At 63.7% G+C, this 22,489-nt stretch carries 17 protein-coding genes; 5 read left to right on the top strand and 12 right to left on the bottom strand.

Annotation, left to right across the window (positions count from 1 at the left end; translation table 11 throughout):
- Positions 1-22 precede the first annotated feature (22 nt).
- Positions 23-1,123 carry a fatty acid desaturase family protein gene (locus tag EKH49_RS08945; RefSeq protein ID WP_128470567.1) on the top strand — a complete coding sequence of 367 codons (1,101 nt, stop codon included), beginning with the start codon at positions 23-25 and terminating at the stop codon, positions 1,121-1,123.
- A gap of 21 nt (positions 1,124-1,144) precedes the next feature.
- On the opposite strand, the gene EKH49_RS08950 is transcribed toward EKH49_RS08945, so the two are convergent.
- The 7 genes from EKH49_RS08950 to EKH49_RS08980 form a co-directional block, all read right to left on the bottom strand.
- Positions 1,145-1,561: an META domain-containing protein gene (locus EKH49_RS08950; RefSeq protein ID WP_038992131.1), complete on the bottom strand. Its 417-nt coding sequence runs from the start codon at positions 1,559-1,561 to the stop codon at positions 1,145-1,147.
- Positions 1,562-1,604: 43 nt separating this feature from the next.
- Complete coding sequence (locus tag EKH49_RS08955; protein ID WP_128470568.1) at positions 1,605-3,161, bottom strand: MFS transporter; 1,557 nt, start codon at positions 3,159-3,161, stop codon at positions 1,605-1,607.
- A gap of 97 nt (positions 3,162-3,258) precedes the next feature.
- A complete protein-coding gene (locus EKH49_RS08960) occupies positions 3,259-4,014 on the bottom strand; it encodes a TetR/AcrR family transcriptional regulator (protein ID WP_128470569.1) in 756 nt (251 codons plus the stop codon).
- Positions 4,015-4,076: 62 nt separating this feature from the next.
- The gene (locus EKH49_RS08965) at positions 4,077-5,066 is read right to left on the bottom strand and encodes an HAAS signaling domain-containing protein (RefSeq protein WP_128470570.1); all 990 of its coding nucleotides are present in this window, start codon (positions 5,064-5,066) and stop codon (positions 4,077-4,079) included.
- A gap of 101 nt (positions 5,067-5,167) precedes the next feature.
- On the bottom strand, positions 5,168-6,082 hold the full coding sequence (locus tag EKH49_RS08970; protein ID WP_128470571.1) for a sugar ABC transporter permease: 915 nt from the start codon (positions 6,080-6,082) through the stop codon (positions 5,168-5,170).
- Positions 6,082-7,677, bottom strand: coding sequence for an ABC transporter permease subunit (locus EKH49_RS08975; protein WP_128470572.1), 1,596 nt, complete (start codon positions 7,675-7,677; stop codon positions 6,082-6,084). Before EKH49_RS08975 ends, EKH49_RS08970 begins: the two co-directional genes overlap by 1 nt.
- Positions 7,678-7,792: 115 nt before the next feature.
- Positions 7,793-9,061, bottom strand: a complete 1,269-nt coding sequence (locus EKH49_RS08980; RefSeq protein ID WP_128470573.1) for a sugar ABC transporter substrate-binding protein — start codon at positions 9,059-9,061, stop codon at positions 7,793-7,795.
- 266 nt (positions 9,062-9,327) lie between these two features.
- Here EKH49_RS08980 and EKH49_RS08985 point away from each other — a divergent pair, with 266 nt between their 5' ends.
- Together EKH49_RS08985 and EKH49_RS08990 are read left to right on the top strand one after the other, a co-directional pair.
- On the top strand, positions 9,328-11,016 hold the full coding sequence (locus tag EKH49_RS08985; protein ID WP_128470574.1) for a glycoside hydrolase family 13 protein: 1,689 nt from the start codon (positions 9,328-9,330) through the stop codon (positions 11,014-11,016).
- Between the two features lie 114 nt (positions 11,017-11,130).
- A complete protein-coding gene (locus EKH49_RS08990) occupies positions 11,131-12,135 on the top strand; it encodes a LacI family DNA-binding transcriptional regulator (protein WP_128470686.1) in 1,005 nt (334 codons plus the stop codon).
- A gap of 137 nt (positions 12,136-12,272) precedes the next feature.
- Here EKH49_RS08990 and EKH49_RS08995 read toward each other — a convergent pair whose 3' ends face one another.
- Positions 12,273-13,613 carry an MFS transporter gene (locus EKH49_RS08995; protein ID WP_128470575.1) on the bottom strand — a complete coding sequence of 447 codons (1,341 nt, stop codon included), beginning with the start codon at positions 13,611-13,613 and terminating at the stop codon, positions 12,273-12,275.
- Between the two features lie 268 nt (positions 13,614-13,881).
- On the opposite strand from EKH49_RS08995, the gene EKH49_RS09000 reads away from it, so the two are divergent.
- Positions 13,882-14,577: an IclR family transcriptional regulator gene (locus EKH49_RS09000; RefSeq protein ID WP_066137671.1), complete on the top strand. Its 696-nt coding sequence runs from the start codon at positions 13,882-13,884 to the stop codon at positions 14,575-14,577.
- Positions 14,578-14,691: 114 nt separating this feature from the next.
- Here the strand turns inward: EKH49_RS09000 and EKH49_RS09005 are convergent, their stop codons facing one another.
- The 3 genes from EKH49_RS09005 to EKH49_RS09015 all read right to left on the bottom strand — a co-directional run bounded on the left by EKH49_RS09005 (position 14,692) and on the right by EKH49_RS09015 (position 20,328).
- Complete coding sequence (locus EKH49_RS09005) at positions 14,692-15,918, bottom strand: MFS transporter (protein WP_255209557.1); 1,227 nt, start codon at positions 15,916-15,918, stop codon at positions 14,692-14,694.
- A 160-nt stretch (positions 15,919-16,078) separates the two neighbouring features.
- On the bottom strand, positions 16,079-19,165 hold the full coding sequence (locus EKH49_RS09010; RefSeq protein ID WP_128470576.1) for an AAA family ATPase: 3,087 nt from the start codon (positions 19,163-19,165) through the stop codon (positions 16,079-16,081).
- Positions 19,162-20,328, bottom strand: coding sequence for an exonuclease SbcCD subunit D (locus tag EKH49_RS09015; protein ID WP_128470577.1), 1,167 nt, complete (start codon positions 20,326-20,328; stop codon positions 19,162-19,164). The genes EKH49_RS09010 and EKH49_RS09015 overlap by 4 nt, the downstream gene beginning before the upstream one ends.
- Positions 20,329-20,380: 52 nt before the next feature.
- Here EKH49_RS09015 and EKH49_RS09020 point away from each other — a divergent pair, with 52 nt between their 5' ends.
- Complete coding sequence (locus EKH49_RS09020) at positions 20,381-21,319, top strand: hypothetical protein (protein WP_128470578.1); 939 nt, start codon at positions 20,381-20,383, stop codon at positions 21,317-21,319.
- An 86-nt stretch (positions 21,320-21,405) separates the two neighbouring features.
- On the opposite strand, the gene EKH49_RS09025 is transcribed toward EKH49_RS09020, so the two are convergent.
- Positions 21,406-22,407, bottom strand: coding sequence for an exonuclease domain-containing protein (locus EKH49_RS09025; RefSeq protein ID WP_128470579.1), 1,002 nt, complete (start codon positions 22,405-22,407; stop codon positions 21,406-21,408).
- Between the last annotated feature and the right edge of the window lie 82 nt (positions 22,408-22,489).

Genomic DNA, 22,489 nt, shown 5'->3' on the forward strand with positions numbered 1-22,489 from the left:
CCTAGTACCCAAGGATATTCTCTTGAGCAGCACTGCAACACTCCATTCCCAAGGGCCTACACTCAAGCCGGGCGACCCCAAGAGCTTCTTCCACGTCAAGAAGTTGGTCACCGAAGCCGGATTGATTGGCCGCCGACGCGGGCACTATCTCGGCCTGGGCATCGTGCTGACGGTGCTGCTGGCTGGCACCGTTGCCGGATTCATCCTCCTTGGCGACAGCTGGTTCCAGTTGCTGATGGCAGGGGCCTTGGGCCTGCTGCTCACCCAGTTCGCTTTCCTGGCGCATGAGGCGGCACACCGCCAGATCCTCGCCTCGCACAAGCGCAATGACAAGCTGGGCCAGTTCCTGGCCAATATCGTCGTGGGCATCAGCTACCAGTGGTGGATGAACAAGCACAACAAGCACCACGCAACTCCCAATACCGTGGGCAAGGATCCGGATATCGAGTGGGATACCATCTCATTCCAGACGGCCGATGCCCAGCGCCAGCGTGGACTTCTCAAGTGGATCACCAACCGCCAGGGCTACCTGTTCTTCCCACTGCTGACCCTTGAGGGCTTGAATTTGCACATGCACTCGATCAAGTACCTGTTCAAGGCTGAGCGGGTCAAGAACCGCAAGCGCGAAATGACCGGCGTTTCACTGCGTATCGGAATCTACCTAGCCATCGTCTTCTACTTCCTGCCAGTAGGCATGGCTTTCGCCTTCCTGGGCGTGCAGCTGGCAGTTTTCGGCATCTACATGGGTGCATCCTTTGCCCCGAACCACAAGGGCATGCCGATGGTTCCCCAGGACGCACGCATCGACTTCTTCTCCCGCCAAGTACTGACCGGACGCAACGTCATGGCCAAGTCCAGCTGGGGAAACCGCGTGCTATCCCACGTTTACGGCGGATTGAACTACCAGGTGGAGCACCACCTGTTCCCATCCATGCCGCGCGCCAACCTGGCCGGCGTCTCGCGCATCGTGCGCCAGTACTGCGACGAACACCATGTGCCGTACACGGTGGCCAGTGTCCGTGAATCCTACGCGCAGGTCATCACCTACCTGAATAAGGTAGGACTATCGGCCCGGGATCCTTTCGAGTGCCCGATGATCTCCGGTTACCGCGTTAGCGCATAGCGTCTGCGCTAGGCGCACGAGCTAGGAATTGCTGCCACCATAGGCAAGGGTTCCCAGCTCTTCGCCGTTGGCGTCAAGAACAAGCATCTTGTTGCCCTCCTCCAGCTTGGCGGTGGCGGCACGCGAAAGCCAGTCATCCACGCCTTCGCAGTACATCTTGGTCGAAGCCAACGCGCCGAATTCCAGCTCTTCGGATCCGCTCCATGTGCCGGTAATGCGGTTGCAGCCATCACTGCCGGCGACCTTGCCGTCCGCTGAAAGTTCCAGCCACGGCTGGCCTTGTTCCTTGCTGCCCCACAAACCTGCCGGATCCTGCAGTATCACGCTGGTCTCGCTTTCGGTTGGCTGGCTGGCGCCAGACCCGCTCCCGGTAGATGCGCAGGCGGCAACGCCACAGGCCAGAGCTACTGCTGCGCTGCTCAGGAAGAATCGCTTCATGGTCCCAGCCTAGGTCCAGAATCCTCCGCTGACCAGCACCGAATTATGGCTGGGAGTCTACTGGCTGGGTTGGTTCCTTCGGCCCGGCGATCTCGATAGCCCCGGTCACCGTACGCTGCGCGCCGGTGCTGGCCGGAACTACTTCCTCAGCTTCCGGCTTGGCGTGCGCGGCATGGCCATGGCGCAGGTCGATGACGCCGACCACGAGGGTGGCCAAGACCAGCAGCGAAATGGCGACGAAGGAGAGCGACATGGCCAGCGAATAGCCGGCGACGTGATTCATGCCATAGAAGACTGCGGTGATCACCGCAATACCCACGGCCGTGCCCACGCGCTGGGAGGTCTGCATCAAGCCTCCGGCGCTGCCGGAGTTGGCCACGGGAACTTCCATGAGGGTCAGCGCCTGGTTAGGCGAGATGATGAAGCCCTGCGCCACTCCGATGAAGGCCAGCGAAAGCAGCATCCACCAGATGCTCAGCATCCCGCGGTCTTCCAGGATCACCACGGCAATGGTGGCCAGCAGGCCGAACAGTGCGCTGAGGATGCCGCCAATGACCAATTTCCGCCCCAGGGTCATCACGAAGCGGCCAGCGATATCGGAGCTGAAAGCAGAGAGCAGGGCGGCCGGGAGGCAGATCAATCCCGCTTGAAGTGCGCTGAAGCCCTGGGATTGCTGGACATAGATGGCCACCAGCACCCAGACGCTGGAAACCCCCATGAAGTACAGGCCGGCGATCAGCGTGCCGTTGGTGAAGCTGCGGATCTTGAACAGGGCCAGTTCCACCATGGGGTCGCGCCCGCGCTTCTTGTATTTCTTCTCCCACTGGACCCAGAGCACCAGGAGCAGGAAGGCCAAGGCCAGCAGGGACCAGAGCCAAGAGGTTTCTCGGCCCTGCACGAAAGGCAGCAGCAGGGCGAAAATGCCTACCGCCAGCAGCAAACCACCAACTGGATCCAGATCCACCTTGCTCGTTGGCTTGCTGAACAGCGGCTTGGGCAGCCACAGCAACGCCAGGACAATGGCCAGCACGCCAACCGGTACATTGATCAGGAACGTGGAACGCCAGCCGGCGTCTTCGCCAAGCCAGTTGATCAGCAATCCGCCCAGCACCGGTCCGATGGCCACCGAGAAGCCGACGGCAGTGCCCAGCAAGCCATAGGCCCGGCCACGGGCAGCGCCACGGAAATGCTGCTGGATCATGCCCATCACCTGCGGGTTGAGCAATCCGGAGCCGATGCCCATGATGAAGCGCGCAATGTTCAAGACCAATGGATCAGCTGCCAGGCCAGCCAGGACGCTGGCCGCGGTGAAGATCGCGACGCCTGCCACGAACATCACGCCGCGGCCCAGCAGGTCCCCGGCGCGTCCGGCGGCAACCAGCACCACGCCAAAGGTCAGCGCATATCCTGCCAGCACCCACTGCAGGTCGGCCTCGGTAGCGTGCAGGGTGGAACCGATAGCGGGGAGAACCACATTGACGATGCTGACCGATACCAGGGACATGAACATCGCGGCGAGCAGCACGCCGAGCAAACGCCACCGGGCCCCGGCCGAGAGTTCTTCAGCAACTGGTGCCGGATGCGGCTTGCTCTGGGACATGGGCCAACTTTCACACGAATTCCAGGCCGCAGATTCCTGCGGCCCTGCAACCTACAGCGCCAGCCGGTTGGCTATTATTCCCTGTCGACGTGCTTTTTCACTGTTCGGGATTCTCGGCGGTGCGATTGAGCTCAAGCATCTGTGCAATGGCCAGCAACCTCAACTCGATAACTTCCTCGAAGAGGTCGTCGCTGTCTTGCTGAGGCAACTCGAGGGATTGGCGTGCCAGCGGCGTGGGAACTTCCGGGTAGGCGTCAAGCAATTGGAGCGGCACCAGCGAGCTCACATAGTCCAGGCTGTCTTTTGAGCGGCGGTCGTAGTAGTAATCCACATGCATCACGAAACCCAGGACGTCCCGTTCCAGCGCCCGGACCAGCGCTACAGCCTGCTTGAGCGTCAATCCGATATCCACGTAGAACGCTAGGATCCGTTCCATCAATTCGTTGCGGAATGGGCCGGGCTCGACCTTGAGCTTTTCGTCGAGCGCCATCTGCGATGCCCGGGGGTAGGCGCGGTAGGCCTTGCGCGTCGCATTGTAGGCTTCGGTCACACCACGCTTCCAGTCGTTGCAGTCGAATTCAATCAGCGGATTAATCGATATGAATCGCGATACAGCGAGGTTGATGACTTCCTGGCGGTCAGCCACGTAGTTGTACAACGCCCGCGGGGTGACATTGAATTCGGTCGCAAGACGATGCATGGTCAGCGCGTCATAGCCCTCGGCACCGGCTATTTCCAATGCCTTCTGGGCAATCTGATCCTTGCTCAGGGTCTGGAACTCGGAGTCCTTGCGCGGGCGCCCGCGACCTCGTTTTATAGGTTCAGGAGAGGATTTTTCCTTATTTTCGGCCATGCCAAGAGAATATACGCATTCCCTATGGAAAATCCCATAAAGCACCACAAGACCTGAAAACGCTAAAACAGTGCCAGCAACTTCCTGGCCCGCTCATGCCACATGCCCGCGGCTACCGCGAGATGGCCTACGGCGAAGCCCATCCCGCCAGCCAGCCATGGCCACGCTAGAACTGCGCAGTAGGTTCCGGGCAGCGCGGCGACGAATCCAGCAGCCATCACCAGCAGGCCGGCTGCCACCAGGGCAATATGGGCCAGCTTCCAGCGGAACGGCAGCAGCAGCGCCAGCACAGCCAGCAGCGCGGCCGGAGCCGCAATCAGCCACGGTGCACCGCTGAATCCAGCCAGCCCCTGGTAGCTGGCATACCCGACAACAAGGATCAGCAGCACGGCAGCGCAGATGAGCCAGGCTGGCCCTGGCCTGGCCATGGAACCACGCATCATCAGCAGCGGGGTGAATACCTGTGCCCAGAGCAGCACGGTGACCGGGACGAAGTAGAGCGCGAGCGTTCCGCCACCGGCCACGCAGATGGCGGTCATGATCACCGCCCCTAGGATCTGGATGATGGTGCCGGCAATATTCGGAAACCACAACGGCACGAGGCTGAGGATGGCCGGAATGAAGGCCAGCCAAATCAGCTGCGAGCCGATCAGCAATTCAAGTTCCCCCAGGAAGCCGCTTGCTCCCCCGGCAACAAATCCGAAGCCTTGCCCCTCGACCAAGGCGGTCTGGGGCGGGGCGAAGAGCACCACCATCAGGGTGAGCAAGGCAAGCGCGAAGATTGGCCATGCCAGGATGCGCGTCAGGAAGTGCTTGCCGCTGCTGACCTCCAAGGCTTCGGGCTCATGGCGTTCGAATTTGCGCGCACGGGATGCAGGCTCGCCAAGCAGGCGGACCAGATCGCGTTTGCGGCGTCCGCCGCCCGGCAGGCGGAGAATCTCCTGCTTGGTCGTTTCAATGACCTCGTTGCGTTCTTCCAGCGACAAGAAATCCAAGGCCCGGCGAAGTTGCTCCAAATAGTTGCGGGCGGCGCGCGGCAGGTAGGGCTTCATGCCATTTACTCTACGTGCTCCGAGCGCTTGGCCAGCGCAGGAAAAGGGGGCAACGCCAGTGGCGTTGCCCCCTCTTCGAGCAGCGTAGAGGTGTTCGAGCGCTACTTGCCTGCGCCGGCGGTGAGCCCGCCGACAATGTACTTCTGCAGGAATAGGAACAGCGCCATCACCGGGATTGCTGCCAGCACCGCGCCGGCGGCGAAGACCGACCAGTTGGAAGTGAACTCCTCCGAAACGTAGGAGTACAGGCCCACGGCCAGCGTCTGGTTCTCCGGGGAGACCAGGATGACGGAGGCGATGACGAAGTCCGAGGTGCTGGAGATGAAGGACAGCAGGCCGACAACTGCCAGGATCGGCGCCACCAGGCGCAGGATCATGGTGAAGAAGATGCGGGCGTGGCCGGCCCCATCGATCTTCGCCGCTTCATCGATTTCCACTGGAACGGTGTTGAAGAAGCCGTACATCAGGTAGGTGTTCACTCCCAGTGCGCCGCCCAGGTACACCATGATCAAGGCGATCTGGCTGTCGATGCCCAACACCGGGAAGACATCTCCCAGCGAGGTGAGCAGGATGAAGATCGCCACCACTGCCAGCAGCTGGGGGAAGATCTGCACAACCAGCAGGCTGACCAGGCCCACGCGGCGCCCGGTGAAGCGCATCCGCGAGAAGCTGTAGGCGGCCAGCGCCCCGAGGAACACGGAGGCGGCGGCCGTGGTCAGGCCGATGAACAAGGTGTTCACGAACCAAGCACCGAAGGGACGCTGCTCGTTCTGGAACAGCTCCACATAGCTGTTGAAGCCGACGGTGGTGAAGAAGCCGTTGGAGGACAGCAGGGTGCCGTTGGGGTTCAGCGATGCCGAAAGCACATAGAGCAACGGGAACGCCGCATAGATGCACAGGGCTACGCCGATCAGGTGGCGCCAGCCGGTGGTGGCGAACCATTTGCCAAAGCCTCGCCGCAGTGCCCGTTCCCTGGGCGCGCGTGCCGCGGGACGGCCGGTGATTTGGGTGCTCATTAGTTCAGCTCCTCCAGTGCCTTTGTCTGCTTGAAACTGATAATCGAGATGATCGCGACGATCACGAAGATGATGATGGAGAAGGCGCTGGCCAGGCCGTAGTCGCGTTGCGAGCCGACGAAGGCCACCTTGTAGACCATGGAGATCAGGATGTCGGTGGATCCCACGTTCAATCCTGCATCCTGCAGGCGCGGCCCGCCTTCGGTGAGCATGTAGATCACGTTGAAGTTGTTGAAGTTGAACGCGAAGGAGCTAATCAGCAGCGGAGCTACCGAGACCAGCAGCAACGGAAGCTTGATCAAGCGGAAGATCTGAAATGGCTTCGCCCCATCGAGGGTGGCCGCTTCGGAGAGCTCATCCGGAATGGACTGCAGCGCGCCGGTGCAGACCAGGAACATGTACGGGAAGCCGAGCCACAGGTTCACCCAGAGCACCGAGAACTTCGCCAGCCACGGGTCGGTCAGCCACGGGATCTGCGCCCCGCCCAGCAGCACCTGGTTGATGAAACCGAAGTCGCGGTTGAGCATGCCGGCCCAGACCAGGCCGCCCAAGAACGCCGGGAAGGCGTACGGGAGGATCGAGATGACACGGTAGATCTTCCGCCCCTTCATGCGCATGTCGTTGAAGACGATTGCGAGGAACAGGCCCAGGAAGAAGGTGGTTGCCACCGACAAGAAGGCGAAGGCGAATGTCCACACGGTGACGGAGAACAGGGCGTTGCGGATCGAGGAGTCGGTGACCGCGCGGGTGAAGTTGTCGAAGCCCACGTTGATGGACCAGCCGGGCATCAGCTGCGTGCCATCTTCGGCGGTGTACGCGCCGACGCCGGTGTCCTGGTACACCACGCCGGTCTTCCGATCGGTCATGGTGTCGGCGGCTTCGTCGTACTTCAGGGACGAGGTGTACTGGTATGCGGTGCGCCCGTCGCTGGTGCGCAGGGTGCCATCGGCAGGGTTCTCGCTGACCGGAACGGTCAGCGAGGTGACCTCCTGCTGGCGACCCAGCAGGTCGCCGAAGCCCAGTTCGGAGTAGTCCCCCAGGGCTGCAGGATCGACCGGGGCGAACGGCTTATCCGCGTCGCCGAGCATTTGCTGGCCATCGCGCTCGATGAGCATCGCCAGCCCGTCCTGCCCGTCGAGGATGGACACCGGGTAGCCAGCGCTTCCCTCGACGCGGTTCTGGTTGGACTGCAGCAGCGCGGTGATCGCATCGTCCTTGTCCGAGTTGTGTCCCGACCCGTAGTTAGTGAAGGCGATGTACCCCGTGTAGCCGATCACGAAGACCTGGAAGATCAGCAGGAAGATGGTGCCCGGCAGCAGGTACTTGGCCGGCAGCCAGCCGCGCTTGAAGTAGATCACGTTGATCAGCACGGTGATCACGGCGATCGCCGAGGCGATCGCCCAGGCTTCGCGCCCCAGCGCGGTGAAAACCGCGAAGATGGCTGTCGCATCGACGATTGCCACCAGGATGATCTTGGCGAGCATGGCGCCAACGGAGGTGCTGGTGGCGTTGGCGAAGCGCCTGGCCGCCGGTGACAGCTTGGGCTTCGTCTCCTCGGTGCTTGATTGCGGCCCCTGGTGGGCAGTCTTTGTCATCTTCCAGATGTCCCTGTCGATCAAGTGCAGCTAATGCTGCTGGATTGCAGGCGCTGGGGCCAGAAGGATCGCCTTCCGTCCCCAGCGCCATCGGTGTGCCTGGTGGCAGGCGGTACTACTTGGAGATGGCCTTCTCGATATCCGAGGTCATCTGCTTCCAGCGCTTGGCCGGATCAGCCTTGCCGGAGATGATCTCGGCCTCGGCCACACCCCAGAACTCCCATACGGCCGCCATTTCAGGGATGTTCGGCATCGGAACGCCGTTAGCGCCGACCTCGCCGAAGGAGGCGATGGTCTCATCGGACTTGGCAGCTTCGAAGGCCGCCTTGTTGGCTGGCGGTCGGTTGCCTACCTCGTACAGCTCGGTCTGAACTTCCTCGGTGCCGATGTAGTTGGTCAGGAATTCGGTTGCTGCCAGCAGGTTCTCGGTCTTCGAGGAAACGAAGAAGCCCTGGACTGCGACGAAAGGCTGGGCTGGCTCGCCACCAGCCGATGGAATCGGATCGATTTCCAGATTGATGTCAGCGTCTTCGACAGCGTCCACGTTCCATGGACCGGTCAGGAAGAATGGCGAGTCGCCGGAGACGAACTTCTCCTTGGCAATGTCCCCGTCGATGCTGGTCTTCAGGTTGCCTTCTTCGCCCTCTTCAGCCAGCCACTTGGCGAATTCGATGCCGCCTTCGTTGCCGATCTGCAGGTCGGCCGGATCGTAGGCGCCCTTTTCATCGGTGCCGAACACCGGTGCGCCGAAGGAGGTCTGGAATGGGTAGGCGTGGAATGGATCGCCAACATCAGAGACCTGCACCAGGAATGGGAATTCGGTGTCGGCCTTCTCGCCGGCGGCGATCATCTCATCGAACGTCGCAGGGGCTTCGTCGACCAGATCCGCGTTGCGCAGCAGGGCCAGGTTCTCGGTGGCGTACGGAACGCCGTAGGTGTTGCCCTCGTAGCTCATCGCAGTCACTGCCACATCCTGGAACTCGCCGGCCTTGTCGCCCAGCTCAACCGGCTGGACCACGCCGTTGTTAACCAGGTTGCCCAGCCAGTCGTGGGCACCGATGGTGATGTCCGGACCCTTGCCGGTTGGCACCTGGCGCAGGAAGTCTTCCTGGATCTTGGAGAAGTCCTTGATCACCAGGTCCACCTTGACACCGGACTGCTTCTCGAAGTCTGCGGCGGCTTCCTTCAGCACTGGTTCGCGGTTGGCATCGACCCAGACGGTCAGCTTGCCGCCGGAAGCGGCTGCCGGGGAGGATTCCGCGGCGGCCGGGCTCGAAGATGCTGCTGGTTCGCTGGTGGCGGACCCGCCGCAAGCGGTGAGCGAGAGTGCGGCAATCGCCGTCAACGCTCCGCCAAGAAGCCAAGGGTGTTTGTTCACCTTCATGGGATGTCCTTTCGTGACAACTGTGTCATCAGGGACCGGGCTGGCCGCGATATCAGCTATGGCTACCGGTCGGGTCGTGAGTGGTGCGAGTAACACCATATTTGTAAGCGTTTACAGCGTGGCACAGATCATCAGCTTTGACAAGAGTAGCCATAAAATCAGTTTTAATCACCCTTACGTGGAATCACGGCAACTCAAGAGGCGCAATCCGTAGAGCACAATTGCAAGCGTTTACATTCTGCGTCCGATCATTTATCGTTACCGTCATGACTTCAATTCGTTCAGCAGCTGATTTCCCTGTGCAGGCCCAAGACGCGCAGTGGTGGCGCTCCTCGGTGATCTACCAGATCTACCCGCGCTCCTTCGCCGATTCCAATGGTGATGGCATGGGCGACCTGCGCGGCATTACCCAACGCCTGGAAAGCATCGCGCAGCTTTCGGTCGACGCGATCTGGCTTTCGCCATTCTTCACTTCCCCGCAGAAGGACGCCGGATACGACGTCTCGAACTACTGCGACGTGGATCCGCTGTTCGGAACCCTGGAAGACTACGACGCAATGGTGGCCAGGGCCCATGAATTGGGCCTGAAGGTCATCATCGATCTGGTCCCGAACCACTGCTCGGACCAGCACCCATGGTTCCAGGAGGCGCTCCAGGCAGCTCCCGGCTCCCCCGAACGCGACCGCTTCATCTTCAAGGACACCCCGGAAACCGGACACCCGAACAACTGGGGTTCGGTCTTCGGCGGCCCGATGTGGACCGCAACCAGGAACCCGGATGGCAGCACCGGCCAGTCCTACCTGCACATCTTCGATTCCTCGCAGCCTGACTTCAACTGGCACAACGAGGAAGTCCGCGCGATGTTCCGCGACGTCCTGCGCTTCTGGCTGGATCGGGGCACCGACGGCTTCCGCGTCGACGTGGCCCACGGCTTGATCAAGGCCGAAGGCCTGCCCGACTTCACGCCGGACCCCATGGCAGCTTCGATGGGCGGCACCGAAGAACTGGCTCCGTGGTGGGGCCAGGACGGCGTGCATGAAATCTACCGCGACTGGCGCAAGGTCATGGACGAGTACGAGGGCGACCGCGTGCTCTGCGCCGAGGCATGGGTCAATCCCCTGTCGCTGATGGCGAAGTGGGTGCGCAACGACGAGATGCACCAGGCATTCAACTTCCCGTACCTCTCCTGCGATTTCGATGCCAAGCAGATCCGCAAGACCATCGACGAGTCCCTTCATGAGTTCGGCAAGGTCGGCGCACCGAGCACCTGGGTACTCTCCAACCACGACGTGGTGCGCCATGCGACCCGCCTGGCGCTGACCGATGAGAACCCGCAGGGCGAGGGCATTGGCCCGAACACCCCGAACCTGCCAGAGCCTGCCGTCGGATTGCGCCGCGCACGCGCTTCCAGCACGCTGATGCTGGCCCTGCCGGGCGGCGCCTACCTCTACCAGGGCGAGGAACTGGGCCTGCCGGAAGCAATCGACCTGCCCGATGATGCGCGCCAGGATCCGACCTGGTTCCGCACCAATGGCGAACGCTATGGCCGCGATGGCTGCCGCGTCCCCTTGCCATGGGAGAGCGGCAAGCCGGCCTTCGGCTTCAGCTCGACCGGCGAAAGCTGGCTGCCGCAGCCAGCCGGCTGGGATTCCTACGCCCGCGATGCGCAGCTCGAAGACCAGTCCTCCACGCTGAACCTGTACCGCCGCCTGCTGCAGCTGCGCCAGGACCACGCGCTTGGCACCGGCACCCTTCAATGGATCGACGGCACCGAGGACGAGGTCCTGGCCTTCGCCAACGGCAACGTGCTGGTCGTGGCCAACTACGCCGCAACCCCCCTGCCATTGCCGGTGCAGGCGCACAGCGCCACCGAGCTGGTGCGCAGCCAAATGGAGCAGTCCGCGGAACCGGGAATGATCCCGGGCGAAACCGCCATCTGGTTCCAGCTGGCATAGGGAGCAATCAAGTTTCCGGCAGCAGCCGCACCGGGTAACGTTAGGCAGTAGCCGTGGCCATGGGAAAGAGATTTCCCCCCAGCCGCGGCTACTGGCATGAAGGAAGGACATGAAGTGGCCGGAATCAAGGACGTCGCGCAAGCCGCTGGCGTATCCATTGCCACCGTCTCTCGCGCGTTATCTGGGCGGGGTTCGGTCTCTGCGGCCGCGCAGGAGGCGGTGCAGCGTGCCGCCGCGGAACTGGGCTACGTGGTCTCTTCCTCCGCGTCCGGGCTGGCATCGGGCCGCACTCGCAATATCGGCGTGCTCGTTCCGGTGATCAACCACTGGTTCTATGCCTGCGTGCTGGAAGGCATCTCCAGCCGCCTGATGGACGAGGGCTATGACACCACCCTCTACCAGCTGACCAAGGACCGCACCCAGCGCGAGAAGATCTTCTCCGATTTCCTGCTGCGCCAGCGGGTAGATGCGGTCATCGCGGTCAATGTCGAGTTGGCCGAGGACGAGGTCCAGGCGCTGCTGGCGGTGGACAAGCCCTTGGTTGGCGTGGGCGGCCCATTGCCCGGCGTGCCCACGCTGCATGTCAATGACGAAGCGATCTCGGCCCTCGCGACCGGGCACCTGGCTTCCCTGGGCCATGAACGCATCGGCTTCATCGGCGGCAACGCGGAAACCGATGTGGACTTCCTCGTGCCCACCCACCGCCGTACCGGCTATGAGCGGGCCCTGGCCGAGGCTGGGCTTGAAGTGGATGAGTCGCTGATTGTGGGCGCCGACTTCACCATGCCTCAGGGCTACGCAGTGGCCAAGCAGCTGCTGGGCAACCCGGCGTCCCGGCCCACCGCAATCTTCGCGGCCAGTGACGAAATGGCCATCGGCGCCATCCTGGCCGCGCGCGATCTCGGATTGCAGCTTCCGCAGGAACTCTCGGTGGTCGGCGTAGACAACCATGACCTTGCCGAACTTTTCGGCTTGACCACCGTCGAGCAGCGACCGCATGAGCAGGGTCAGCTGGCGGTCGCGATGCTGCTGCGGGCAATCCGCGGAGAGGAACCGGCACAGGCCCACGAATTGGAGCATCGGCTGGTCGTGCGCTCATCTACCACCCGACCGGCCTAGCAGCCTGGACAGGGATTCACCAGCCCGCTGATTCCACTGGCCGCCATCGATATCGCCGATCGCCGAACACGCGAATGCCCGCGCCGGCACCGGATCGCTTGATCCAGTGCCCGCGCGGGCATCGCGCTGCTGTGGAATTAGTGCGCCACAGTCGAGTCGGCCTGTTCGCCCTCGACTTCTTCCAGATGCAGGTTGCGTCCGCGGGTCTCGCCCACCCAGAGCACGGCCGCCACGGAGATGACGGTCAGCACCATGATGTAGACGGCAATCGAGACCGAAGCGCCGGTGGTCTCCAGCAGGATCTGCGCCACGGTGGCGGCGAAGGCACCACCGAGGATAGCACCGAGCGCATAGCCGATGGAGATGCCCGAGTAGCGGATCTGTGCAGGGAACATTTCCGCGTACATTGCCGACTGCGGGCCATAGGACAGGCCCAGGCCAACGGTCAGCACGAAGATGGCGATGGTGTACAGCACGATGTTGCCGGTATCGATCATGAGGAACATTGGGATCATCCAGACGAAGACCAGCGCGTAGCCGATCACGAAGGTCGCGCGGCGCCCGATCTTATCCGAGAGCCAGCCGCCGACCAGGGTGAAGATCAGCCAGCCCACCGAACCAATGGTGGTGGCCAAGAGGATTGGCGCAACCGGCATTTCCAGCACCTTGGTGGTGTAGGAGATGAAGAACGCGATGACCAGGTAGCCGGCGGCGTTGTTCGAGATGAAGATCAGCGCAGCCTGCAGGACCTGCTTGGTGTGGCCGGTCATCAGTTCGCGCAACGGCGTGTGCTCGGCGGCCTTGCGCTGGGAGAGCTGCTTGAAGACCGGGGATTCCTCGACCGCACGGCGGATCATGTAGCCCACGAAGATCAGCGCAATGGAGAGCAGGAACGGGATGCGCCAGCCCCAGGCGATAAAGTCTTCCGGGCTCATGGCAACACGCAGGATGTACAGCAGGCCGGTAGCCAGGATCATGCCGATAGGCACACCGATCTGAGGGTAGGCGCCGAAGTAGCCGCGGCGGTGGTTCGGTGCATGCTCTACCGCCATCAAGGCGGCGCCGCCCCATTCGCCGCCGGCCGAGAAGCCCTGGATCACGCGCAGCAGCACGAGCAGGATTGGCGCGGCCACGCCGATGGATGCGTAGGTTGGCAGCAGGCCGATGGCAGCGGTGGCAATGCCCATGAGGATCAGGGTGAGCACCAGGATGCGCTTGCGTCCGTAGCGGTCTCCCAGGTGCCCGGCAACTACTGCGCCGAGCGGACGGAAGAAGAAGGAGATGCCGATCATTGCGAAGGAAAGGATCTGCGCGATGCCCGGGTTCGACTCGCCCAAGGGCTCGAGGAACAGCGGGGTCAGCAGCGTCGCGGTGAGCTGGGCGAAGATGAAGAAGTCGTACCACTCAATGGTGGTGCCCACGAGGGTGCCGGCAAGTACCCGGCGCTCCTCCTGGGTGCGAGAGACAGTCGATGACATGTGAAGACCTTTTGCGAGTTGTATACCGACCGTTCGGACGGTTATGTGTCGCACACCATCATAAGCGCAGAGTGAAGCGGATCACAAGATCTGCCCCAAACGTGACCCCGTGCAGGCAGGCACTTTGCGACCCGCCCCGCCAGCGAATTCGGTGTTCTAATAGAGAACGACTAAAATCGAAGATAGATCACGGACCTTCCTGGTCCCCATGCTCACTAAGCAGGCCTCGACGACGTTCCCGCAACGCCGCAGGCCAGATTGAAGATCAATGCCTACCTCCCAGACGCTTTCGCGTGGAATCCGCGTCCTTGAAATCGTCGCCAATTCCCCGGTGAACCTATCCATCGCGGAAATCGCCGCGAAGCTGGAAGTCCACCGATCCATCGCCTACCGGATCATCCGCACCCTGGAACAGCATCACCTGCTCAACCGCGATGAGGCCGGCCATATCCGCTCGGCCTCCGGCCTGGCCGTGCTCGCCCGCTCGGTCCAGCGCGATCTGCAGGCGGCCGCCGCTCCCGAGCTCAACGCACTGGCCAACGAGCTGTCCATGACCACCTTCGTGGCCGTCTGGGAACATGACCTGTGCACCACCTTGCAGTCGGTCTCCCCGCTGAACTCCCAGCGAGCGATTGTCCACCGCCCGGGTTCGGTGCACGGCATGGACGTGGGAGCCGCCGGCATCGCAATCCAGTCGCGCTACACCAAGGCCGAGTGGGATGCGCTGGACACGGGCATCGAGTACCGTGACGCTGCCACCCAGGCACGGGTTGACGGCTATGCCACCAGCGAGAATGAAGTCATCCAGGGCGTGAAGTCCATTGCCGTTCCGATCCAGCATTCGGGGCAAACCCCGGCGGCGCTGGCCGTGGTCTTCGCGACCAGCACGGCCGGCAACTACGAGCGCATGATCGAGGAGCTCAAGCACGCGGCGGCACGCATCAGCGACAAGCTCGCGCACTAGGAATTCCCGGCACAGAACGAAATCCCGTGGCACTGCACCTTGATGGCTGCAGTGCCACGGGATTCTGCTCATCCGGCCATGGCGGCCGGATGCACGGTTCTTGGCGTTCGCTCCCTAGCGGACGCGGGCCAGCGACGGAGACTTCGCGACGATGAGCTTCATTGCCACAGCGGCCAGGAAGATCACCAGCGCGCCACCGGTGGAGACCCAGAAGGCGCCGAGATAGCCCAGGGTTTCGGCAAAAACGCCGGCCAGTCCGTTGCCGATCGCGGTTCCCACCACGATGCCGGCAGAGAGCATGGTCATCACGGTGGACAGGCGCTGCGGTGGAGCGACTTCACCGCCCAGGGTCATGACCGTGACAATCACCGGCCCCACGGCAAAGCCTGCGATGAACAGGGCCAGCAGCATCAGCGGCACATTGCCGGCCACGTGCATCCCGAAGCTGAGCACCGTCAGTGCCGCGCCGCACAGGATCCAGCGGTTGATCTGCTTGAAGGATTGCGGCCACGCTGCCACAGAGACTGCAGCAATCGCACTGGAGAAGCCCATGGCGCCATAAAGCAGGCCACCGGAGTTGGAGTCACCCTGCGCGCCGGCAAAGGCCAGGGTACCGGCTGCCGAGGACCCGAAGACCGTGCCCAGCGCCACCATGCCCAGGATCAGGGCGCCGATCGAGGCAACCTGCGCGCCGCTGATCGAGACCTTCGGCGCGTGTTCGGTATTCTTCACCGGCTTCACGGCATGGCCTGTACGGTGCGAGGCGAAGACCGGCACCAGCACGAGGGTCAACAGCGCGGCGAGGTAGAGCGGCAGCACCGGATCCACCAAGGAGGCCAGCAGGCCGACGGCCACCGGGCCGAAGACGAAGCCCAGTTCATCGAACATCGATTCAAGGCTCAGGGCCGCCGACAGCACCTTGTGATTCTTCTTCTGCTGGCGGGTGATGGAGATCCAGCGGACACGGGACATCGGACCGACCTGCGGGCCGGTGGCACCGGTGGCAAGGCACAGGATTGCGAGCAGCGCCGCAGACATGTCGGGGCCGGAATTGCCGAAGAGGGTCAGGGCCACCAGGAGGATCGTGTGGATGACGGCGACAGTGGTCAAGACCGGGCGCTGGCCGACGCGGTCGGCCAGATAGCCGATACTGGGGCCGCCCACGGCGGATCCCAGGCCAACCATGGCCGCGGCCAGGCCGCCCATGGCATAGGAGCCGGTGGTTGCGGTCACCAGGGTCATGGACCCGATGGTGAGCATCGCGAGCGGGAGACGTGCAAGGAAAGTGAGTGGCAGGAACGGTGCTCCCACCAAAGGAACTAACGCGGAGTATCCGGACATTTTCTCGGATTCCTCACTGTTTTCCTTCGACAAAGTATGCTGAGTCAACAAAACTCCATGACGAAGCGTGCGTCGTCCCACACCCCCCGACGCACAAATTTCCCAGACATGCCTGATGGCACTACTTTCAAGATAGCTACTGCCCCAAGGCAAGTCCAATCTATCCAGCCAAGATCACAGCGCCTTCGCGTTCAATGGTGGAACCATGCTGGGTCTTGACCACCGATATCCGGTTGGTGATCCTCTGCTTCATCTCTGCAACGTGCGAGACCAGGCCGATGGTCCGGCCCCCTGCACGCAGGTTTTCCAAGGCCAGCATGACTTCTTCCAGCGTCTCGGCATCCAGCGAACCGAAGCCTTCGTCTACGAAGAGCGTCTGCATGTCCACGGCGCCGGAGTGGTGGGAAATGACATCCGCCAAGCCCAAGGCCAACGCCAGTGAGGCCATGAAGGTCTCGCCCCCGGAAAGCGTCTGGGTCTCGCGGCGCTTGCCTGTCCATGAATCGAGCACCTGCAGCCCCAGCCCGGATTTGGCGTTGCCCTGCTTGGAATCATCATGGTGCAGCGAGTAGCGTCCGCCGGACATCACGTCCAGGCGCTGCGTCGCGGCGATGGCCACTTCCTCAAGGCGAGCTGCCAGCACATAGGTGCTCAGCGTCATCTTGTAGAGGTTCTCTCCCCCGCCGCGCACCACTTCTGCCAGGGAACGCAGCCGGCGATAGGCTTCGATGACCGGACCTGCCTCGGACCGCTGCCGTTCAAGGTCGCTGGTGGCCTGCTCATGGCGAGCCAGCTGGGTCTGTGCCAGGACTTCCTGTTCCCGTGCCGCCTCGAAGCGTTCTTCGGCCTGGGTTGCCAGCACCTGCGCTTGGGCAAGATCTTCCTCGCTGGGTGCGGCGATGCCTTGCCCCGCAAGTTCCTGGGCTTTGATACAGTCCTGGGATGCTTGGAGCGTGGCGATGGCGCTGGCCAAATCCGCATCCGCACGCTGCAATTGGCGCAGGCGATCGCGTTCGGCGCTTTCCAGCAGGGCCGCCTCGAAGGCAGCCAGGTTCTCGAAGCCGGAGGCGGTGCGCTGGCTGTTCCAGGTGGCTTCCGCTTTCCGCACGGCTTCGGCGGCGTCGATCAGGCGGCGCAGGTGCTGCACCGCGCTGGCCAGCCCATTGGACTTCTTCGCCAGTTCCTCCACCAGCTCAGCCAGGTTCTTCCTGCCTTGGCGCAGTTGCGCCAGCTTGGCATCCAGTTCAGCCAGCTGGGATTCCAGGGACTGGGCCTGCTGCTTGGCCGTCGCGTGCTCCAGCGCGGCTTGGCTGGCCCGCGCGTTGTGCTGCTCGGTACGCTGGCGCACCGCATCCAGCTTCGCCACGCGGGCAGCGATCTCTGCCCGCTGCGTGCGCAGCTGTTCCAGTTGTGCCTGGGCCGTGGCGAGTTCTGCCCGCAGGTCAGCGACCGAGGCCTCGCCGGCCGCTTCCTGGGCCGTCTGGAACTTGGCCACCAGCATGTCGCGCGCTTGCGCGGCCTGCTGCCCGGCGGCGCGTGCCGCGGCTTCAGCGGCTTCCCGTTCCTGGATCTGCGCATCGTCGATCAGCGGGGCATCGGCATCGGCCTGGGCCGGGGCTGGATGTTCCTGCGCACCGCAGACCAGGCAGGGTTTTCCGTCTTCCAGTGCGGCGGCCAAGCGCAGGGCGCTTTGGGCCAGCTGCTCGGTGCGCAAGTCGAGCAGGGACTTGGCGGCACCGGCAATGACCAGTTCCTGCGCGCTGGCCTTCTCACGGGCGGCCAGCGCCTTGCGTTCCAGCGCGTCGCGCTCGGTGGCGTGCTTGATCCTGGTCTCCAGCTCCTGGACGCGTGCCTTGGCCTGCTGGAGCTTGTCGCCGGCAGCCACCAGGTCCAGGTCCCCGGCTTCCAGCGTGTCGCGTTCTGCCTTCAGCTTGGCGACTTCGGCTTCGGCCTGGGCACGGGTCTTCTCATGCTCGGCTGCCAATTCGGCGGCCTTGCGCGCCTGGCCGGCGAGCAGATCGCGGCGCTGCTCATCTTCCAGGGCGGCCTTGGCTACCGCCAGTTCCTCGGCCGCCTGCTGGGCGGGCAGGCGCAGCTGTTCCAGGCCGTCGGCATCGGCACCGGGCTCCAGCCCCGTCTCGGTTTCGAGCCACTGCTGGCTGCGCAGCCAGGACTGGTTGGCCTGCTCCTGCGCGGCAGAGGCCTCATGGAGCTGGGCGAGGTAAGCGCGAACCGCCCCGGCCTTGGCATCGGCCTCCAACCGGATGCCAGCGGCCACGGCAGCCTCATGGTTTTCGGCGTAGCCTGCCTGCATGCCCTGCAGCTCGGCCAGGCGAGCGAAAATCCGTCGGCGCTCTTCCAGTCCCTGCGACTGCTCGCGGGTGCGGGTCTTCTCGGCGCGCAGGGCGGCCGCTTCGTCGGCCGAACGCTGGAGGATCGCCGCGATCCGGCGGCGATAGCCGGCGAACTGCTCGGCCTGCGCCATATCCTCGCCCGCCTGCGCCTGGCCAGCGCTCTCGGCGCCGTCCAGCTCGGTTCCGTCCAGCTCGTCGCCGGTTTCGCGGCCGGCCAGGAATGACCGGGCAGCTGAGTGGATGGCTTCCTCGCTGGCGCTCAGGCGCGCTTCCACGCTTTCGGTGTGCTTGCGCGCTTCAGCGAGGCGGGCAGCGAATTCATCTTCGATCCGCGCATAGCCGCTGGTGTCGAAGAGATTCGCCAGCAGCTCTTCGCGGTCCTTGGCCTTGGCCCGCAGGAAGTCGGCGAAGCCGCCCTGCGGCAGCATCACCACCTTGGTGAACTGCTCGCGGTCCAAGCCCAGCAGGCTGCCCAGGATGTGGCCCACTTCGTCATTGCGGGTGGACAGTTCCTGCCAGCCGGAATCGGTGAATTCGCGCAGGAAGCTGGCGGCCTTCTGCTCGGTGGTCTTGTTCTTGCCGCGCTTGGAGGGACGCATCCATGCCGGCGAACGGGTGACCTCGAACCGCCGGTCGCCGATGGTCAGCTCGCAGACCACTTCCGGTGCCAGGCCCGCCGGGGCGTGGTCGGAGCGGATCTGCCGGCTGCCCGCCCGGCTTCCGGGCAGTGCGCCGTACAGGGCATAGCAGATCGCGTCCAGGATGCTGGACTTGCCGGCGCCGGTGGGTCCATCGAGCAGGAACAGCCCGCCGTCGGCCAATTCATCGAAATTGATCTCTTCAGTGCCTGCGAAAGGACCGAAAGCCTGGATTTGGAGTCGGTGGATTCTCACTGGCTGGCCTGTGCCTCTCGGGTGGCTTGGATGACTGAGTCGATGACTTCGCGTTCGGGGTCATCGGCGGCGCGTTCGCGGACGTGCTCCACGAAGTCCCGCACCACCTGCTCGGTGCTGGTTGCCTTGGCCATGCGCTCGGCATAGCTGGCCGGCTGCTCCTTTTCACCGGTTCCTTCAGGAGCGAAGTTCAGCACCACGGTGTCGGGGAAACGGGTTCGGATCGTTGCCATCGCGTCGGCGGGGCGCTCGCTGTCGGTCAGCGTGACCTGGCACCATGCCCCGACCGCGGATTCCAGGTCCGGGTCGGCCAGCAGCTCGGCGAGCTTGCCCTTGAGGATGGCCAATTTCTTCGGCACCGGCAGCAGGATTTCTTCGATGGACTCGATGCCCGAGGCGCTGGTATCGATGAGCCATACGCCCTTGCGCTGGGTGGCCTCGGAGAAAGAGTAGGCCAGCGGCGAGCCCGAATAGCGCACATGCTCCTTGACCTTCTGCCGTCCGTGCAGATGCCCCAGGGCCGAGTAGTCGAAGTGCTCGAACAGCTCGGCCGGCACCACGTCGAGGTTGCCGGTGCTCAATTCGCGTTCCGAGTCGCTGGCGATGCCGCCGGCGGCGAACAGGTGCGCCATAGCGATGGAAACGACCGGCTTCTGACCCGCCCGCAGCTGCTCCAGATGCTCGTCGATCTGCGCGATGGCCGCCTGCACCACAGCTTCATGGCTGGCCTTGGCGACGCCCAAACGTTCCTTCACCATTCGCGGTTCCAGGTACGGGATGCCGTAGACCGCTACCTGGTGGTCGCCGGCATCGCGCAGCACCGGCTGCAGCATGCGCTGGGTATCGGCGATGATGTGTACCCCGGCGGAATCCAGCAGATCGGCGCCGAAGCCCAGGCGGGAGGCCGAGTCGTGGTTGCCGCTGGTGATCACGATGGATGCCCCGGTGGCGCGCAGCTCGCGCAGCACCCAGTTGCACAGCTGGACGGCATCCACATGCGGCAGTGCCCGGTCATAGATGTCCCCGGAGATCAGCACCACGTCAACCTGCTGGTTGATGGTGATGTCGATGATTTCCTGCAGCACTGCCCGCTGCGCTTCGATCAGGGAGGCTCCGTGGAAGGTGCGGCCCAAATGCCAGTCCGAGGTATGAAGCAATCGCATGTGTCCAACCTTATGCAATGCCGCGGACAACTTGGACATTAGAATGGGGGTTGTGAATGAAACCGGTGAAACTGCACTCCTGCCAGAGAACTACTCAGACAAGGTGTTTGCGATCCTCCTCGGCCTGGCCGATGGCGCAACCCACGCCCGTGACGACATTGATCCCGGAGCCACCGAAATCCTCCCGCTCTACCTGGCCGACGGCCTGCTCGAAGCGCTGGAATGGGCCCACGACGGTGTAGCCAGCGACGAAGCGGCCTGCATGTGGCTTGCTGCCCTGCGCGGCTACCGCAAGATCACCGGTTCCTTCCCGGACCGCACCCCGGAACCGCTGGGCCGCTGGATCGACAAGGAATTTTCCAACGTCGAGATCTTCGAGAAGATCCACGACGGCGATCCGCAGAACCTGGCCGGCCTGGACAGCCCCGACATGGGCCAGCCCGGGCGCCCAACCGGTGCCGGTGCCGACTCCACCGGCGTGCTGCCGCGCGCCGCGGCGACCGCGCTGCTGGCCCGGGTCCCGCTGGGCACCACCGAAACCCTGGCCCGTTCGGCGGCCTTCCTGACCCACGACGCCCAGGCGGCCAAGACCGCCGTGGCCGCGGCGAAGATCATCCGCTCGGCCATGGAACGCTCCGAGGCGTCTGCCGGCGAATGGGCTGCGCTGCTCGATGGCCTGGAGGGCCCGTCGGCCGATGCGCTGCGCGAGGTAGCCACCAAGATCGGCGAGAACATCTCGTTGTCCGGACAGGAAGCCTATGACGCCTACTTCGGCGAGCAGGCAGCCGAGCCAGCCGGAGATTCGGACGTGGAGGCCGCCCCGGCGGCTGCCGCCGAGGAAGCAGCCGTGAGGGATCCCGAGGTGGACGCCTACGCTGTTGCGCTGCTGGCGGCCGTCTATGGCACCGAAGCTGTCGGCGAGCGCCCAGCCAGCGCGCTGGATGACATCATCTCCGAGCTGCATGACCGCTGGATGGCGCTGCTCGTCTAGGCGCGCGAAGGGGAGCATGACAAACCTCCGGCCGGCACAGAGCGATCTGTGCCGGCCGGAGTTATCTTTTCTGCTTTTCTCGGCTGCTAGGCGGTGAGCCCGAAGCCGCCCACCATCTGCATGAATTCGCCTTCGGAGATGATGCTGACCCGCTGGCCCTTTTCGCGCAGCCGCAGCACGTGCTTGGCCTTGTTGGTCAGCCGCCCGGTGGCCAGGTCTTCCGGGACGAAGCCGTCGCCGACCACCAGCGCGGTGGTGGCGCGGGTGACGCGCGAGGCGGTCTGCGCTCCGTGCTCGGCCGCCAGTTCCTTGGCCTTGGGGCGCGGCATGGACAGGTTGCCGGTGAACACCATGATCTGGCCGTACAGCGGGTGGCTGGGATCCGCGTTCTCGCTCGGCTTGGGGTTCGGGCCTTCTTGCGGCCAGTTGTTGAAGGCGTCCTGCGGCGGCAGCGGGTTGCCGGCGGCCAGCCAGCCCTGCGCGTCGCGGGTGGCGCGGGACAGTTCGTCGCCTGGCTGCCAGGCCTGGGTCAGGCTCAGCCGGACGCCATAGTGGTCGGCGGTTTCCAACACCGAGGGCTGTGCGCTGCGCAGGGACATGTCGATCATCGCCCACGCGCAGGCCTCGGCGTCGGCCAGCGCTTCGTGGTGGTTCTCGATCGGGTGCCCGGCTTCTTCGGCAACGAAGGGCAGCGAGTAGCTGGGCAGGTCGTAGGCCTTGCGGGAGAGCTTGACGGTGCACAGGTGCGCGATTTCCGGCACGGCGACTTCGCCGGCTTCGCTGGCCGCGCGGATCACGCCCGAATCGAAAGATGAATTGTGGGCCACAAGCACATCGGATCCGATGAATTCCAGCAGCTGCGGAATCTTGTCGGTAACCCGTGGCGCCGCACTCACCATGTCGGGGGTGATGTGGTGGATCGAGACATTGCGCGGGTCGAAGTGGTCGAATCCGGCCGGCGGCTGCATGAGCCACTGCTCGGTTTCGACGATTTTCCCGGAGCGCACCTTGACCAGGCCCACCGAGCAGGCGGAGCCGATAAAACCGTTTGCTGTCTCAAAATCTACTGCTGTGAAGTCCAATGCCACGCCCAATAGCTTACTCGCTTTATCGCTGGCACTGGCATGGGTGTGACGCGCGCGCCGTGCACTGCAGGGTTTTCGCAGGGCG

It is taken from the genome of Glutamicibacter sp. HZAU (assembly GCF_004100365.1).
In the GTDB taxonomy this organism is placed as follows: Bacteria; Actinomycetota; Actinomycetes; order Actinomycetales; family Micrococcaceae; genus Glutamicibacter; species Glutamicibacter nicotianae.

Coding starts and splice junctions, on each gene's coding strand:
- EKH49_RS08950 (WP_038992131.1), bottom strand. CDS start 1,561: ATGAAGCGATTCTTCCTGAGCAGCGCAGCAGTAGCTCTGGCCTGTGGC.
- EKH49_RS08955 (WP_128470568.1), bottom strand. CDS start 3,161: ATGTCCCAGAGCAAGCCGCATCCGGCACCAGTTGCTGAAGAACTCTCG.
- EKH49_RS08960 (WP_128470569.1), bottom strand. CDS start 4,014: ATGGCCGAAAATAAGGAAAAATCCTCTCCTGAACCTATAAAACGAGGT.
- EKH49_RS08965 (WP_128470570.1), bottom strand. CDS start 5,066: ATGAAGCCCTACCTGCCGCGCGCCGCCCGCAACTATTTGGAGCAACTT.
- EKH49_RS08970 (WP_128470571.1), bottom strand. CDS start 6,082: ATGAGCACCCAAATCACCGGCCGTCCCGCGGCACGCGCGCCCAGGGAA.
- EKH49_RS08975 (WP_128470572.1), bottom strand. CDS start 7,677: ATGACAAAGACTGCCCACCAGGGGCCGCAATCAAGCACCGAGGAGACG.
- EKH49_RS08980 (WP_128470573.1), bottom strand. CDS start 9,061: ATGAAGGTGAACAAACACCCTTGGCTTCTTGGCGGAGCGTTGACGGCG.
- EKH49_RS08985 (WP_128470574.1), top strand. CDS start 9,328: ATGACTTCAATTCGTTCAGCAGCTGATTTCCCTGTGCAGGCCCAAGAC.
- EKH49_RS08995 (WP_128470575.1), bottom strand. CDS start 13,613: ATGTCATCGACTGTCTCTCGCACCCAGGAGGAGCGCCGGGTACTTGCC.
- EKH49_RS09000 (WP_066137671.1), top strand. CDS start 13,882: ATGCCTACCTCCCAGACGCTTTCGCGTGGAATCCGCGTCCTTGAAATC.
- EKH49_RS09005 (WP_255209557.1), bottom strand. CDS start 15,918: ATGTCCGGATACTCCGCGTTAGTTCCTTTGGTGGGAGCACCGTTCCTG.
- EKH49_RS09015 (WP_128470577.1), bottom strand. CDS start 20,328: ATGCGATTGCTTCATACCTCGGACTGGCATTTGGGCCGCACCTTCCAC.